Origin of the sequence: Asanoa ferruginea, assembly GCF_003387075.1 — a bacterium.
Classification (GTDB): Bacteria; Actinomycetota; Actinomycetes; order Mycobacteriales; family Micromonosporaceae; genus Asanoa; species Asanoa ferruginea.
On the sequence record NZ_QUMQ01000001.1, the window covers coordinates 6,658,152 to 6,672,337 of the forward strand.

The 14,186-nt window shown below is 72.1% G+C and carries 17 protein-coding genes; 6 read left to right on the forward strand and 11 right to left on the reverse strand.

Annotation, left to right across the window (positions count from 1 at the left end; all coding sequences use genetic code 11):
- Window positions 1-78: 78 nt before the first annotated feature.
- Entirely contained in the window at window positions 79-897 is an 819-nt protein-coding gene (locus DFJ67_RS31075) for a cyclase family protein (protein WP_203783150.1), read from the forward strand.
- Window positions 898-900: 3 nt separating this feature from the next.
- Here DFJ67_RS31075 and DFJ67_RS31080 read toward each other — a convergent pair whose 3' ends face one another.
- From DFJ67_RS31080 to DFJ67_RS31090, 3 genes are read right to left on the reverse strand one after another with little or no spacing between them, the layout of a single operon-like run.
- Window positions 901-1,164 (reverse strand): hypothetical protein, encoded by a 264-nt coding sequence (locus tag DFJ67_RS31080; protein WP_116071601.1) that lies wholly within the window; start codon window positions 1,162-1,164, stop codon window positions 901-903.
- Window positions 1,161-1,706, reverse strand: a complete 546-nt coding sequence (locus DFJ67_RS31085; protein WP_116071603.1) for a hypothetical protein — start codon at window positions 1,704-1,706, stop codon at window positions 1,161-1,163. The genes DFJ67_RS31080 and DFJ67_RS31085 overlap by 4 nt, the downstream gene beginning before the upstream one ends.
- 11 nt (window positions 1,707-1,717) lie before the next feature.
- A complete protein-coding gene (locus tag DFJ67_RS31090) occupies window positions 1,718-2,602 on the reverse strand; it encodes a DMT family transporter (protein WP_116071605.1) in 885 nt (294 codons plus the stop codon).
- Window positions 2,603-2,672: 70 nt separating this feature from the next.
- Between DFJ67_RS31090 and DFJ67_RS31095 the strand changes: the two genes are divergently transcribed.
- The gene (locus DFJ67_RS31095) at window positions 2,673-3,590 is read left to right on the forward strand and encodes a LysR family transcriptional regulator (protein ID WP_116071607.1); all 918 of its coding nucleotides are present in this window, start codon (window positions 2,673-2,675) and stop codon (window positions 3,588-3,590) included.
- 19 nt (window positions 3,591-3,609) lie between these two features.
- Complete coding sequence (locus DFJ67_RS31100) at window positions 3,610-4,428, forward strand: class I SAM-dependent methyltransferase (protein WP_116071609.1); 819 nt, start codon at window positions 3,610-3,612, stop codon at window positions 4,426-4,428.
- Here the strand turns inward: DFJ67_RS31100 and DFJ67_RS31105 are convergent.
- The 5 genes from DFJ67_RS31105 to DFJ67_RS31125 form a co-directional block, all read right to left on the reverse strand.
- The gene (locus DFJ67_RS31105; protein WP_116071611.1) at window positions 4,382-4,990 is read right to left on the reverse strand and encodes a TMEM175 family protein; all 609 of its coding nucleotides are present in this window, start codon (window positions 4,988-4,990) and stop codon (window positions 4,382-4,384) included. The two genes, DFJ67_RS31100 and DFJ67_RS31105, sit on opposite strands and share 47 nt — an antisense overlap.
- A gap of 21 nt (window positions 4,991-5,011) precedes the next feature.
- Complete coding sequence (locus tag DFJ67_RS31110) at window positions 5,012-5,590, reverse strand: hypothetical protein (protein WP_116071613.1); 579 nt, start codon at window positions 5,588-5,590, stop codon at window positions 5,012-5,014.
- A complete protein-coding gene (locus tag DFJ67_RS31115) occupies window positions 5,583-6,266 on the reverse strand; it encodes an RNA polymerase sigma factor (protein WP_308442477.1) in 684 nt (227 codons plus the stop codon). The genes DFJ67_RS31110 and DFJ67_RS31115 overlap by 8 nt, the downstream gene beginning before the upstream one ends.
- 193 nt (window positions 6,267-6,459) lie before the next feature.
- The gene (locus tag DFJ67_RS31120; RefSeq protein WP_116076846.1) at window positions 6,460-7,080 is read right to left on the reverse strand and encodes a DAK2 domain-containing protein; all 621 of its coding nucleotides are present in this window, start codon (window positions 7,078-7,080) and stop codon (window positions 6,460-6,462) included.
- Between the two features lie 8 nt (window positions 7,081-7,088).
- Complete coding sequence (locus DFJ67_RS31125) at window positions 7,089-8,537, reverse strand: dihydroxyacetone kinase subunit DhaK (RefSeq protein WP_203783148.1); 1,449 nt, start codon at window positions 8,535-8,537, stop codon at window positions 7,089-7,091.
- 388 nt (window positions 8,538-8,925) lie between these two features.
- Here DFJ67_RS31125 and DFJ67_RS42975 point away from each other — a divergent pair, with 388 nt between their 5' ends.
- Window positions 8,926-9,075, forward strand: coding sequence for a hypothetical protein (locus tag DFJ67_RS42975; protein ID WP_170216064.1), 150 nt, complete (start codon window positions 8,926-8,928; stop codon window positions 9,073-9,075).
- Between the two features lie 10 nt (window positions 9,076-9,085).
- Window positions 9,086-10,648 (forward strand): glycosyltransferase 87 family protein, encoded by a 1,563-nt coding sequence (locus DFJ67_RS31130; protein ID WP_116071619.1) that lies wholly within the window; start codon window positions 9,086-9,088, stop codon window positions 10,646-10,648.
- A gap of 38 nt (window positions 10,649-10,686) precedes the next feature.
- Here DFJ67_RS31130 and DFJ67_RS31135 read toward each other — a convergent pair whose 3' ends face one another.
- The 3 genes from DFJ67_RS31135 to DFJ67_RS31145 all read right to left on the reverse strand — a co-directional run bounded on the left by DFJ67_RS31135 (window position 10,687) and on the right by DFJ67_RS31145 (window position 13,550).
- Window positions 10,687-12,147, reverse strand: a complete 1,461-nt coding sequence (locus DFJ67_RS31135; RefSeq protein ID WP_116071621.1) for a CehA/McbA family metallohydrolase domain-containing protein — start codon at window positions 12,145-12,147, stop codon at window positions 10,687-10,689.
- Window positions 12,148-12,267: 120 nt separating this feature from the next.
- A complete protein-coding gene (locus DFJ67_RS31140; protein WP_116071623.1) occupies window positions 12,268-13,191 on the reverse strand; it encodes a M56 family metallopeptidase in 924 nt (307 codons plus the stop codon).
- Entirely contained in the window at window positions 13,188-13,550 is a 363-nt protein-coding gene (locus tag DFJ67_RS31145) for a BlaI/MecI/CopY family transcriptional regulator (protein ID WP_116071625.1), read from the reverse strand. Before DFJ67_RS31145 ends, DFJ67_RS31140 begins: the two co-directional genes overlap by 4 nt.
- Before the next feature lie 103 nt (window positions 13,551-13,653).
- Between DFJ67_RS31145 and DFJ67_RS31150 the strand changes: the two genes are divergently transcribed.
- A complete protein-coding gene (locus DFJ67_RS31150; protein ID WP_116071627.1) occupies window positions 13,654-14,175 on the forward strand; it encodes a PadR family transcriptional regulator in 522 nt (173 codons plus the stop codon).
- Window positions 14,176-14,186 lie beyond the last annotated feature (11 nt).

Sequence of the window (14,186 nt, forward strand, 5' to 3'; positions counted from 1 at the left end):
GGCCCGGCTTCCCGCACTCGGCCTCGCCGCCGAGGTTCACACGTGCTATCGGGGGCTGTCAATGGTGTGATGGTCGGCATGTGTACGACGCCTGAGTGTCCACGACAGACCACGCCGGCCGTTTCCCGCAGGGCGGCCCTGTTCGGCGGCGCGTTGGTCGCCGCCGGAGCGGTCCTCGCACCATCAGCGGCACAGGCCTCGCCCCGGCACGGGCGTGGGCTCGCCGACCTGACCTACCCGCTGACCACCACGTTCCCCGCCTTCACGCCGGGGGAGGAGCCGGCCCGGCGGACCTTCGTGTCGATCCCCGAAGCCGGCTACTACATGCAGGAATGGCGGATCCTCGAGCACTACGGCACGCACGTCGACGCGCCCGGCCACTTCATCGAGGGCGGCCGGCTGTCCACCGAGATCCGGATCGACGAGCTCGTCGCACCGGCCGTCGTGATCGACATCGCCCGCCGGGCGGCGCGTGACCCCGACGCCACGGTGACCGTCGACGACCTGCTCGCCTACGAGCGCCGCTACGAGCGGATCCCGCGCGGCGCGGCCGTGCTGATGTATTCCGGCTGGGGTGCCAAGGTCGGCGACCCCGACGCCTACCGCGGCACCGACGCGGCTGGCACGCTGCATTTCCCCGGCTTCAGCGTCGACGCCTGCGAGTGGTTGCTGCGCCGCCGCGGGATCGGCAGCCTCGGCGTCGACACGCTCAGCATCGACCCGGGCATCTCGGCCACCTTCGACACCCACCTGGCGCTGCTCGGCGCCGACCGCTACGGGGTGGAGAACGTCGCCAACCTCCGCCGGCTGCCGCGCCACGGCGCGACTGTCACGTGCGGGCTGATCCCCTACGAAGGCGGCTCCGGCGGCCAGGCCCGGGTGTTCGCGACGTGGTGACGGCTATTCGACCTCGCGGCGCAGGGAGTAGGTGACGCCGTAGAGACGGTGTGGCTCGTTGGGGTAGTGCGTCGCGCTGCGGTTGTAGGCCTGCCAGCCCGCGGCGCCCGCCCGGTTGAGGTGGCGCATGTCGTCGAACCGTTCGTCGGTGCCCCAGCGCTGGGAACCACCGGAGTGGTGGAATGACGCGTTCCAGTCCATGAACTGGTCTTCGCCGTAGGTGCCGGCGGCCCGGTATTCGAGGCGGGCGTACTCCCATTTGGTCACACGGACGATTGTGCCGGCCGGCGTGCGCCACGGGCCAGGGCCTGCACCGAGTAGCCGAGCAGCAGCAGGCCCTCGGCCACGCCGACCACGAGCGGCGGGCTGACCGCCGACGCCAGCCCGGTGATCAGGCCGGCCAGCGCCACCAGGCAGGTCGCGACGGCCAGCGGACGCAGCAGCGGGTCGCCGAGCACTGGCGCGAGCGGCACGAAGTGCACGCCGACCACGAACGCGACCCAGACCGGGATGTAGTCCTCCTGACCCAGGCCGCCGAGCAGGGCGGCGCCGGCGAAGATCACGGCGAACTCGATGCCGACGATGATCCCGTACCGTCGGCTGGCGGTCCGGTCCCTCATCGCGGAGCCCTCGCCCGGCGCGCGCAAACCGGTCACCAGGCCGATGGCGGCGACCACCACCGAGAAGATGCTGCCGGCGGTGAGCCAACCGGACTCGCCGCCGGCCTGGGCCCAGCCGAACCAGGCCGACGCGAAGAAGCCGAGGAAGAGCGCGGTGAAACCGGCGTCGCGACGGGTCTGGGCTCTCATGATCGATCAAACTACTGCGCGTGTACGGGGGTGTCCACGGCGGCCGGGACGGTGGGGCGGGTGGACAGCCAGCAGCCGGCGACGATCAGCAGGAAGCCGAGCACGGTGCTGGCCCGCAGCGGCTCGTCGAGGATCGCGACACCGAGCAGCACCGCGACCACCGGGTTGGCGTAGGTGACCAGGCCGGCGCGGCTCGGGCCGGCCTCGCCGATCAGCCGGTAGAAGGCGAGCAGCGCGGCCGCGGTGCAGAGCAGGCCCAGCGCCAGCAGCGCGGCCCAGGCACCGCCGCTGACCGGCGCGGTCGGCAGCGCGAACGCGGCGAACGGGACGAGCAGCACGGTGCTGACCGTGGTCGTGCCGGCGACGAGAGCGGTCGGCGGGATGTCGGACGCGCGCCGCTGCACGAAGACGGTCGCCATCGCGTAGAGCAACGTGGCCAGCAGGATCATGCCGGCGCCGAGCAGGCCCCAGCGGTCGCCGGAGACGTCGAGCCCGACCAGCACGCCGACGCCGACCAGGCCGAGCGCGAGGCCGGCGACGCGGATCGGGGTCAGCGGCTCGGCGCGCACCATCAGCAGGGCGATCAGCACCGGCTCGATCGCGATCAGCAGACCGGTCAGCGACGAGCTGATGTGCACCTCGCCGTAGGTGATCAGCAGGAACGGGCCGACGATGTGGATGACGCCCAGCGTCACCACGGCTTTGAGGTGGCCGCGCAGCGCCGGCAGGGTGCCCTGCATCGCCGCCACCGGGACCAGCACGAGAGCCGCGATGGCGACCCGACCGGCGACCACGACGATCGGCGACAGGTCGTCGATGGCGATCTTGATCAGCAGGTACGGGATGCCCCAGAGCACGGCGACCAGGGCGAAGAGGATCCAGGCTCGTCTGTTCACAAGACGAGCGTCGACCCGTACCGTGATTAGCGGTAGTTACGATTTACGATGCTCGTGTTAAGGAAAACTGATGATCGACGTGCACCGGCTCCGGGTGTTCCGCGAGGTCGCCCGGCAGGGCAGCTTCAACCGCGCGGCGACCGTGCTGCGGCTCACCCCGTCGGCCGTGTCCCAGCAGATCAGCGCGCTGGAGCGGTCGCTCGGAACCGCCGTGGTCTGCCGCAGCACCCGCGGCATCGAGATCACCGACGCCGGCCGGGTGCTGGTCGACGCCGCCGACACGATCGCCGCCGAGCTCGACTGCGCCGAGCGGGAGATCGCCCGGCTCAGCTCCGCCGGCCCGCGGCTGACCATCGCGACGTTCGCCAGCGGCGGCCAGCGGTTGCTGCCGGGCGCGCTCATCCGGTTCTCCGCCAGCCACCCCGAGGTGACGCTGACGGTGCTGGAGGCCGAGCCCGACGAGAGCCTGCTCCAGGTGCGGTCCGGTGCGGCCGACCTCGCGCTGACCTACCACTTCGACGGGCCGCCGCCGGTTTCGCCCGACGACCGCTCCGGGCTCACCTGGACCCCGCTGCTCGACGATCCGATGTGGATCGTGCTGCCCGCCGGTCACCGGCTGGCCGGGCGCGAGTCGCTCGCGCTGGCCGACCTCGCCGGTGAGCGCTGGGTGCAGGGCTGCCTGTCGGCCACCGACATGATCGACCACTACGCGGCGCTGGCTGGCTTCGAGATCGAGGTGGCCTGCCGCGGCACCGACTACGTGTTCGCGCAGGCGCTGGTGCGCGTCGGCGTCGGGGTCAGCCTGGTGCCGGGCACCGCGCTCATCGCCGACGCCGACGGGCTCGCGATGGTGCCGCTGGAGCCGCCGCGCCCGTCCCGGCGGATCGGCGTGGCGACCGCGCGGCGCCGTTCCCGCGACCCGCTGACCCGCGCGCTGGTCGAGGCGCTGTCCCAGGAAGTAAGACCCATCTCCCGAATCCCGGGATGACCGGCGTACGGTCGACCGCATGGTCGTCTACACCCATGGTCACCACGAGTCGGTGCTGCGCACCCACCGCTGGCGCACCGCCGAAAACTCCGCCGCCTACCTGCTGCCCTCGCTGACCCCTTCCGCGAAGCTGCTCGACGTGGGCTGCGGGCCCGGCACGATCACCGCCGACCTGGCCGCTCGCGTCGGCTCGGTCACCGCCGTGGAGAACGTGGCCGCGGCTCTCGACCTGGCCCGGGCGGCCGCCGACGAACGCGGCGTGCGCATCGAGTTCGCCGTCGACGACGTGCACGCGCTCAGCTTCCCCGACGACAGCTTCGACGTGGTGCACGCACACCAGGTGCTGCAACACGTCGCCGACCCGGTCACCGCGCTACGCGAGATGGCCCGGGTCTGCCGCCCGGGTGGCGTGGTCGCGGCGCGCGACGGCGACTACGAGACGTTCACCTGGTGGCCGGTGCTGCCGGAGCTGATCGAGTTTCGCGAGCTCTACCGGGCGGTGGCCCGCGCCAACGGCGGCGAGCCCGACGCCGGCCGACGGCTGTTCTCGTGGGCCCGGGCCGCCGGTCTCGACCCGGTCGCGACGACGTCGACGTGGTGCTTCGCGACGCCGGAGGACCGCGCCTGGTGGGGTGGCTCGTGGGCCGACCGGGTGACCGGATCGGCGCTGGCCGACCGGGCGGTAGAGCTGGGCCTGGCCGACCGCGCCGACCTGACCCGGATGGCCGACGCCTGGCGCACCTGGTCCGCCGCCGACGACGGCTGGTTCTCCATGGTGCACGGCGAGATCCTCAGCTCACCGCGCGGGTCTGCCGGAAGCAGTAGTACAGCGCGATGACGATGTGCGCCACGAGCGTCGCCGGCGCGCTGAACACGGCGATGACCATCGTCAGCGAGTAGAGGGCGAGCCCGACCACGCTGAACCGGACGATCGACGCCCGCATCGCCACCGGGTCGACGCTGGCCGCGAGCAGCGCCGGGCGCCGAGCCACGTAGGCGTAGAGCAGCGCGAACGTCACCGACATGAGCAGGAACAGTCCGGAGTAGACCAGGGCGGCGGTGCGCGCCGCGGCGCCGCCGGCGGTGAGATATTCGGCGAACAACGAGGTGGCGAACGGGATCGCCGCGACCGTCATCAACAGCAGCAGGTTGAGGAAGAGCGCGATCCGGTCGACCGCACCGAGCAACTCGAACACCGCGTGATGGTTGACCCAGATAATGCCGATGAGCAGGAAGCTGGTCACATACGCGGCGTAGGTCGGCCACTCGTGCCCGAGCGCCTCGGCGAGCGACCCCTCTAGCGCGCCGCGCACCGGCACCCGCAGGTCGAGCACGAGCAACGTGATGGCGATCGCCAGCACGCCGTCGCTGAACGCCTCTGTCCGCCTGGTCTCACTCACGTGATCATTATCGCGGTAGTGCTATTTCGGGGGCTTCGGCGGTTTGTCCTTCGGCGGCTTGGGTGGCTTCGGCTCTTTCGGCGGCTTGCTGGGCTCCTTCGAGGGCTTGCCGGTGCCGTGGCCCTGGCCCCAGCCGTTGCCGTTGCCGTTGCCGTTGCCGTTGCCGTTTCCGTTGCTCGGGCCGCTCGGGCCGCCCGTGGCCGGCGGCGGCCCTGTTCGGTGCGGTGCCGGCGGCCGGGTGTGTGGCACCCGGGTCGGGTCGTGGACCACGCGGCCGGGTTCCGCCGGGTCCGTGGCTGAAGGTGCGATCGGGAAGGGGCCGGGGAGGGTGCCGGTCGCGGCCGCGACGGCGAGGCCGCTGCCGGCCAGCACCGCGCCGGCGACCAGCACCTTCACCGTGAGCGCCCGGCGGATCAGCCGGGCGGTCCGGCGCGGCGGAGTCGCCACCCGCGCGGCCCGGAACGCCGCGACCGCGGCGTCCTCACCGCGTAGCTCCGCCGGATGGGCGGGTGCCCTCAGCGCGGCCAGGGCGGGCGGCAGCGGCCCGCCGTCGAGCATCGCGTCGACATCGGCGTCGCTCTCGCTGAAGCGGTCAGGCATGGTGGTGCTCCAGCGTCTCGGCGAGTTTGCGCAGCCCGCGGTAGGCCGCCGTGCGCACGGCTCCGGCCCGCTTGCCCAGCACCCGCCCGGCGGATGCCGCGTCGAGGCCGACCACCACCCGCAGCAGCACCGCCTCCGCCTGGTCGCGGGGGAGGGTCGCGATCAGCGCCAGCGCCCGCTCGGTGGCCAGTGCGTCGGTCGCGTCGGCGGCCGTGTCGGCCGGATCGGCGAGGACGGCGAGTTGCGCCTCGGCGGCCATCGTCTCCGGCCGGCGCCGGGTGCGGCGCAGGTGGTCGAGCGCGCGATGCCGGCCGACGGTCGCGCACCAGGCGCGGAAGCCCGCCAGGTCGCCGCTGAACGACGGCAGGTCGCGGCAGACCTGCAACCAGGTCTCGGAGGCGACGTCGTCGGCGTCGGCGCCGACGAGCACCCGCAGATAGCGCAGCAGCCCCGGATGCACCAGCCGGTAGACCGCGCGGAAGGCCGTTTCGTCGCCGGCCAGGGCGGCGGCGAGCGGGTCGGTGGCCAGCGGGTCTGCGGCGGCAGGGTCGGTGGCCAGCGGGTCTGTGGCGGCAGGGTCGGTGGCCAGCGGGTCTGTGGCGGCAGGGTCGGTGGTCAGCGGGTCTGTGGGCCGGCCGTCTTCGTCGGGCTGCGGTGCCGGGTGCCGGGACGTCACGACCACGGCACACCGGGGCAGCGTGGAACGCGGTGGGACGGCACGGGAGGTGACGATTCCACCCGGGTGGCCAGCGCACAACCCGAGGGACCCGGCAGTGCCCCACCGCCGGACCGACGCCGGTCCGCTCATCCCGGTGCCAGATTGTGCGCGGCCTCCCACGACACCAACAGCGCCGCCGGGGCGCCGGGTGTCACATCAGGTGCGCGGGGTCGGGTAGCTGGCCGCGGCTGGTCGGGTCGCGATAGACGGCGAGGGCCCAGAACAGCAGCGCCATGCCCATCGCACCGGCGTCCGGCGTGCCGACGGCGCGTTCGCCGACGTAGGAGGCCCGGCCCATCCGGGGACTCAGGTCGGCGGTCGCCCGCGCGTGGTCGAACGCCTGGTTGGCGACCACCGTCCAGTCCAGCGGCGGGCGCGCGGCATGCAGGTCGTCGAGCGTCGGGCCGAGACAGTCGAGCATGGTGCGGTCACCGACCTTGGCCTCGCCGACCCGGGACACCGCCGCGGTGCCCGCGTCGAGCCCGGTGACCAGCGCCGCGTCGTCGTCGCCGGCCCCGTCGAGGCTGCTGCCGACGTCGTTGAACAGCAGCCCGATCAGCGGCCCGCTGGTGCCGCCCACCTCGTCGAGGAAGTAGGTGGCGGTCACCTCGAACTCGGTGGCCAGGTCGGCGTCGGCCGGGATCCGGGTGACCGCGCCGCGCAGGCCCTCGCGCAGGTTGTCGCCGTAGTCACCGTCGCCGGCGACCTGGTCGAGGCGGGTCAGCTCGCCGTAGGCCTGGTCGGCGGCCTCCAGGTAGAGGTTCATCAGCATGGCCGGCCTCACTTCCGGTATCCGGCGGTCCAGGCGGGCGCGTCGAACAACGCGGTCCATCCGCCGGACGGACGCGACTCGACGTCGGGCTCCAGCATCGTCATCGTGATCGAGAAGCCCTTCATGTCCAGAGCCGGCGTGTACGGGCCGACCAGGCTGCGCTCCACCGTGATGTCGCGGGTGGCCAGCGCGTCAACCGCCTCGGCGAACACGTTGTAGAGCTCGATGTAGGTGGTGCCGCCCAGCCCGTTGACGAACAGGAACACCGCCGTGCCGGCCGGCAGGTGATTGACCACGTCGTCGACCATCCGTCCGACCAGTTCCTCGAGCGGCGGCCGTTGGATCGTGTGCTGGGCGCGTTCGCCGTGGATGCCCACGCCGTATTCGAGCTCGCCCTCTTCGAGCTCGAAGCCCGGCTTGCCGGTCACCGGCGAGGTCTGCGCCAACGACGCGACCGCGATGCTGCGCGACCGCCCGACGATGGTCTCGCCGAGCGCGACCAGCTCGTCGAGGGCGGCGCCCTGGTCGGCGGCCGCACCGAGGAGCTTCTCGACCAGCACGGTGGCCCCGGTGCCACGCCGCCCGGTCGCGGTCTGCTGACTCTCGGTGGCAACGTCGTCGTCGACCAGCACCCGCGCGACCGGAATCCCGTCGTGCCGCAGCCGCTCGGCCGCGATCCCGAAGTTGATCCGGTCACCGGTGTAGTTCTTGACGATGTGCAACACCCCGGCAGGACCGGCAACGGCACGGCTGCCTTCGTACACCTGACGGTTGTGCGGTGATGCGAACACCCGCCCGGGCGCCGCCGCGTCGAGCATCCCGCGCCCGACCAGGCCGGCATGCATCGGCTCGTGCCCGGACCCTCCGCCGGAGAGCAGCCCAACTTGCCGGCGCGGATCAGGATCGACCGCGCGGACATAGATCGGATCGGTGTTCAGTTCGACCACGCCGGCTTGATCCCGCGCGAACCCGAGCAGGGAGCGGTCAACGTACTCGGTCTTGGAAGCATAGAAAGGTTCCGCCATCGGTCTTCTCGATTCCTGGTGGGTATCGGTCACCGGTGCGCGCCAGCCGTATCCCCCCATCATGCGACGGCGGCGGGGGATCGTCCGCTCGTTCGCCCGCCCACGGCGGTGATGTCCCGTGCCAAACCTCGCACGAAGGCACCCACGTGCCCGACCGCCCTTGCGGGGGCATTGGCCGCAGATTTTGCATAATCGAAAGCCGTGGACGGGGCGGATTTCTCGCGTGGGATAGGCGATAATTGATGCATGCGGCAGCTCCAATTGTTTACCACGACACAGCTGGCCGCCATGCGAGATCGCACTGCGTCGCGCAGTTATTCGCCCGCGGGTGAAGAATTCCGCCGGGAGCACGAGCGCCATCGCGCCTGGGGCCTGACCCGGCGCCACGCGGAACGCCTGCGCCGCCTGCGCGGCAACGGCTGCGAGCCTCACGCAAGCCCCGAATCCTCAGCAAGCCAGCGCCTCGGCGTGAAGAACGCAACCGATAAACCCGTGGGACAGGAAAAGGGATTGATCCAGCCGGCGGCAATAGCGTCGAGGACGCCGGCCGCAGACGTGGCATTGCGCCGCGCGGAAAAGATGCAGTCGCGCAAACCAGGCCTACCTCGGCGGCCAGTGTGTATCCGACCGGACGCGCCAATCCGAAAAGGCAATCCGCCAAGCGGCAAACGCGCCCAAGGCGATAAACGCGCCATCATTCACAACGGAAGTGCACCTTGGCACGCGCCGCGGCTCGCGGCTCCCAAGGCCGGCGACCGCGTGCTGGCCGCGCTGCTCGAGCCGGCGCCGCCGGTCGAGTGGAGGTGTGACACGCGCGCGGGTGACGGGATCCACCCGGGCGAGCTCCGTCGAGCGCGGCCATCGACGCCGCGACGACGTCAGTCGGGTCACCGCCACCTTGCGGCCGGAGCAGGTCATCCGGTCGGTGGTCGACCAAACGGCGGTCCGCCTCGTGGCGGTGACACCGTAGGTTTGTCCTCATGGGAACTGGCGGCCGGCGGGCAGCATTGCTCTGGGTCCTGTTCGGGGTGGTCGCCGTGGTGTCCTGCGCGCTTGTGTGGCGCCGGCCTGACCGGCTTTCCGACCTGCACATCTACTACGGCGCGATCCAGCATCTGCGCGGCGGCCACCCGCTCTACGACTACGTCGCGGCGAACGGGGGGCCGTTCACCTACCCGCCCTTCGCCGCGTTGGTGCTCGGTCCGATCGCGTTCGTCCCCGAAGGGCTGCTTCAGGTCTTCTGGATGGTGGCCACCGTCGGCGCGCTGGCCGCGATCGCCGCCGCGGTTGGGCGTGGGCGGCCGGACCTCGTCGCCGCTGTCGCGTGTGGACTGTTGCTGTCCGCGCCCGCGCAGAGCAACCTGCGGTTCGGTCAGGTGAGTGTGTTCGTCGTGCTGCTCGCGTTGGTCGACGCCCTGGGGCTCACTCCGGCCCGCTACCGGGGCTGCCTGGTCGGCCTCGCCGCGGCCATCAAGCTCACCCCGCTGCTGTTCGTGCTCTACTTCCTCGCCGCCGGGCGTTACCGTGACGCCGGGCGCGCGGCCGGCACGTTCGTGGCCGCCGCGGCGGTCGGGGCGCTGGTGCTGCCGTCGGCGAGTTGGACCTACTGGACCGGGGCGATGTTCGAGACCGGGCGGATCGGCAACCTCGCCTCGCTCGGCAACCAGTCGGTGCAGGGCATGCTGCTGCGGATCGGCCTCGCGCCCGGCGCGCTCCCGCTGGTCTGGGCGGCCCTGGTCGCCGTGCTCTGCGTGGTGGCGCTGCTGCGGGCGCGCCGGCTCGCAACCGAGGGCCACTCGACCAAGGCCGCCGTCCTCGTCGGCTGCGCCACGGTTGCCGCCTCGCCCGTGTCCTGGACCCACCACCAGCTCTGGCCGGTGCTCGCCGCGATGCTGCTGATCGGCACCCGCGGCGCAGTGCACCGGGCGGCCGGCGCCGCGCTGCTGACGGCGATGGTGCTCTCGCTCGGTGTCGTGCTGGCCGGCGTCTCGTTCACCCCGGGCGTGCAGTTCGTGCTGGAGAACGCCCGCGCGCTCGGCACCGTCGGTGTCTGCGCGCTCGGCTTCGGGGCCGTGGTGGCCCAGCATCGCAGCGCCCGGCGGTGGACCCTGGCCGGCGCCGCCGCGGCCGCGATCGCGGTCGTCGCCGTGCAGCCACTGCCGGCCTCGGCCGATCCGACGTTCAAGGCCTACCGGATCGACGACACCGCCAACCCGCGCTACTTCTACGTCTGCCGCGACCAGGTGAGCTGTGCGGCCTTCATCGGCGACCAGTCGATCCGCTTCGGCGTCGTCGCGGAGAAGACCAAGGTCCGCGTCAACGGCGTGGTCGGCCCGGCCGTCGCCCGCCTCGAATACCGCTCCGCGCCGGGCGGCCGGCCACGGGAGATCCCGCTGCTGGCGCCGTACCCGGATGGTCGGGTCTTCTCGTTCAGGTCCGCGAGCCTGACGCACGGCAAGCTGGTCGCCTACGACCCGGCCGGCCACGAGATCGCCAGCTACACACGTCTGACGCCGGCCCGCCACCCCGATGAAGGGGGGTGACGGGCCGGCCAGGCGGCACGCCTGTCAGGGGTGCGTGGTCAGCGCACGTTCACGAACACCGGGTTCGAGTAGAACCACAGGTCGTCCCACGGGCTCTCCAGGCCGTCGGCCGCCGGCTCGAGCTCGTCGGTGCTGGTGCCGCGGACCCGCGCGTACAGGTCGCCCTCGACGTTTTTGATCGTGTGCTTGATGACGAAGTCCTTGCCGTCGCGGTGCCAGTCCGACCGGCCGAAGCGCGCGACCACCTTCGTCGTGGCGTTGGTGTCGGCGTTGACGTCGGCGGCCAGGCCGGTGATCCGCCCGACGATCAGGTCGACGCGGCGGACGGCCGGGCGGTCGCCGTTGCCGTTGACGCCCTGGAGCTCGCGGAAGCGGATCTCGATGTCGACGTCGTTGCGGTTGCGGCGGCTGACCGTCAGCTCCTCGCCGACGTTGGCGGACTTGCCGCGGTTCGACGCGGTGACATCCAGCGCGCTGATCAGGTCGCCGGTGACGACCCAGATGCGGCCGTCGCGCAGCGCGTCCATGATGTCGGCGTAGTCCTGGCGGGCGTACACGTAGGTCTTGCTGTATTCGCCCGGCCAGAAGTCGGAGCCGCCGCGGGTCCAGTGGACGTGTGAGTCCGAGGTGGCGGTGATCCACCACTTGCGGCCCTCGCCGAGCAGCGAGTCCCACAGGCCGCCGACGCGGGCGGTCATCTGGTCGAAGCCGCCGTAGGTCGGGTGGCTGCCGTAACCGCCGCGGGCGCCGCCGTTGAGCGGGCCGGCCTGGTGGCCCGGCGCGCCCTCGAATCCGATGTAGACATCCGGCGCGGCGTTGTTGCCGGCGCGGAACTCGCGCGGGGTGTCCTGGCCGTAGACGCCCAGGCCGCTGGCCGAACGGGCCGCGTGGTGAGCGATGACGATCGGCTTCTGCCGGTGCGACGCGGCAGACTTCAGGAACTCGACGAACTTCGCCTCGGTGTCGCGCGACGGGTCGGTCGGGAACGCGTCGAACTTGTTGAACCGGCTCTCCAGCTCGAAGAGCAGCTTCGCCTCGTCGTCGTGCCGCGGGATCATCAGCGTGTGGTGGTCCATCTGCGGCGTGTCGAACTCCATACCCCAGAACTGCAACACCTCGGGTACGAGCTTGCGCGAGCGCAGCAGGTCGGGGTAGGCCTGCTCCAGGTTGACCTTCGAGTGCGTCGGTCCACCATGGTCGGTGCACATCGCCCAGGTGAGGCCGAAGTTCTTCGCCATGATGGCGTTGGTGACGATCGGGTAGACCGCGTCCGCGCCCTTGTGGAAGGTCGGCGGGTTGGTCGAGGTGTCGAACTCGCCGCTGTACTCCGAGTGGATGTGGTGGTCACCGGCGCGCCACGCGCGGGCGTTCGACGAACCCTTCGAGGTGGCTTCGGCGGCGGTGGCACCGATCAACGGGGCGGCGGCGACGATGGTCGCGCCGACCCCCGCGTATTTGACGAGCTGCCGGCGCGAGTAGCCGGATTCGGCATTGGACATGGAGAGGCCTTCCCTGTTTCGGTGCTCGGCGTGCGGGTCTGAGCCTCGGAGGCGCCCATGAACCGGCGGTGAACGCGCCGCGCACCCGCCGCGAACTCCTAACCTCGATAGGAGATCGACCTACCCGATCCAGACGCACCGCACGAGGCCCGGCCACCAGCCGTCGAGCGCCAGGCCGACCACCGGCAGCGCGGCCACCACCAGCAGCGCGGCGACGATCGCGGCCGAACGCCAAGGACCAAGACGCTTCGGGGGTACGAGCAGCCGGCGCAACCGTTCGGCCACGTCACCGCCGTGTGCCGCGACGAGACCAGGCGGTGTCGCACCGGCCATGGTGACCAGCGCCGCCGCCAGCGCCCGCCGGCCATGGGTGCGGGCCGCGACGTCGTCGGCCCGCAGCTCGACCAGCCGGCCGATCTGTTGTTGCGCGACCCGGGTCAGGCGCAGGCCGGGCAGCGCCCGCGCGGCCAGCCGGACCGCGTCGAGCAGCACCTGGTGCCGGCCGCCGGCGTGCGCGTGCTCGTGCGCCAGCACCGCGCCGAGTTGCGCCGGGCTCAGCTCCTCGAGGGCGCCGCTGGTGACCACCACCCGGCGGTCGGGCGCCAGGTAGGCGGCCGCCCGCGGATGCTCGATGACCGTGCCGCCGAGAGCGGCGTCGGGGCGGCCGGCCAGCGTGAGCATCGCGCGGTGCCGGCGCCGGGAGCGCACCTGGGCCCGCAGCAACCAGCCGGCGCGGACGAGCGCGGTCAGCAGCGTGCCGGCCAGGCCGAGCGCGACCATGTCACCGGCGACCCGCAGGGCGAGGGCGGTGGCGGGGGAGTCCGGGTGCACGCACCAGAACAGCAGCGCGCAGACCACCGGTGGCGCCGGCAGCAGCACGGTGACGCCGACCGCCAGGATGCCCGCGCCGACGGTGCCGAGCAGGACGCACCAGGCGGCGATCGCGAGCCGGGGTGCCTGGCGCGCCCAGGCCGCCGCCGGCAGCCAGCGCCCGCCGGCGAACCCGATGAGCAGCGTGAGGGCCAGCAGATTCGCGGCGATCACGCCGACTCGTGCAACATCCGGAGCAGCTCGGCACCCTCCTCGGGGGTGAGCTGGCGGACGAAACCGGCGAGCGCCGACGCCGGGTCGCCGCTCTCGGCCATCGCGTCGCGCATCAGCCGCGCGCCGTAGTCGCCGCGGCTCGACAGCGGGATGTAACGGTAGGCCCGGCCGTCGCGCTCGCGGCGCAGCCAGCCCTTGCGGTGCAGGTTGTCGACGACGGTGAGCACGGTGTTGTAGGCCAGCTCGCGCTCGGGCCGCAGGTCCGACCAGACCTCCCGCACCGACGCCGGCTCGGCCCGCGCCCACAGCCGGTCCATGACCGCCGCCTCCAGCTCACCGAACGCCCGCACGCTGGGCATTCTGGCTGTCCATGGTGTCCGCCAGCTTGCCGCGAGGTGTCGAATCGGCGATGCACGCCCGATGTATACGCTCAGCGTATACATGTGGTGTATGGTGCTCCGCATGAGTGTTCCTCTCACGCTGCTCGGCCTGTTGGAGCGCGAGCCCAGCCACGGCTACGACCTCAAGCGCGACTACGACGCCTTCTTCGGTCGCGGCAAGCCGCTGCCGTTCGGGCAGGTCTACGCGACGCTCTCCCGCCTCGCCCGCGACGGCAAGGTGGTGATCGCGGTCGAGCCCGGCGACGGGCCGGAGCGCAAGCGCTACGTCATCACCGAGACCGGCGCGTCCGAGGTCAACGCCTGGCTGATCGAGCCGCTCGAGCCGGAGCCGCACCTCCAGACCGTGCTGTTCGCCAAGGTGGTGCTGGCGCTGATGCTGGGCCGCCCGGCGGAGGAATATCTCGACACCCAGCGCCGTGCGCACCTGGCCCGGATGCGTGAGCTGACCGAGATCAAGCGCGCCGGCAACCTGGTCGACGCGCTGCTGGCCGACCACGGCCTGTTCCACCTGGAGGCCGACCTGCGCTGGATCGACACCACGGTGGCGCGGCTCGACGGCCTGGCCAAGGCGGTGGCCCGGTGACCGGCGCGACG

Excerpts from the sequence above, each read along its gene's own strand:
- DFJ67_RS31075 (WP_203783150.1), top strand. The coding sequence starts at position 79 with ATGTGTACGACGCCTGAGTGTCCACGACAGACCACGCCGGCCGTTTCC.
- DFJ67_RS31085 (WP_116071603.1), bottom strand. The coding sequence starts at position 1,706 with ATGAGAGCCCAGACCCGTCGCGACGCCGGTTTCACCGCGCTCTTCCTC.
- DFJ67_RS31095 (WP_116071607.1), top strand. The coding sequence starts at position 2,673 with ATGATCGACGTGCACCGGCTCCGGGTGTTCCGCGAGGTCGCCCGGCAG.
- DFJ67_RS31100 (WP_116071609.1), top strand. The coding sequence starts at position 3,610 with ATGGTCGTCTACACCCATGGTCACCACGAGTCGGTGCTGCGCACCCAC.
- DFJ67_RS31110 (WP_116071613.1), bottom strand. The coding sequence starts at position 5,590 with ATGCCTGACCGCTTCAGCGAGAGCGACGCCGATGTCGACGCGATGCTC.
- DFJ67_RS31120 (WP_116076846.1), bottom strand. The coding sequence starts at position 7,080 with ATGCTGATGAACCTCTACCTGGAGGCCGCCGACCAGGCCTACGGCGAG.
- DFJ67_RS31130 (WP_116071619.1), top strand. The coding sequence starts at position 9,086 with ATGGGAACTGGCGGCCGGCGGGCAGCATTGCTCTGGGTCCTGTTCGGG.
- DFJ67_RS31135 (WP_116071621.1), bottom strand. The coding sequence starts at position 12,147 with ATGTCCAATGCCGAATCCGGCTACTCGCGCCGGCAGCTCGTCAAATAC.
- DFJ67_RS31145 (WP_116071625.1), bottom strand. The coding sequence starts at position 13,550 with ATGCCCAGCGTGCGGGCGTTCGGTGAGCTGGAGGCGGCGGTCATGGAC.
- DFJ67_RS31150 (WP_116071627.1), top strand. The coding sequence starts at position 13,654 with ATGAGTGTTCCTCTCACGCTGCTCGGCCTGTTGGAGCGCGAGCCCAGC.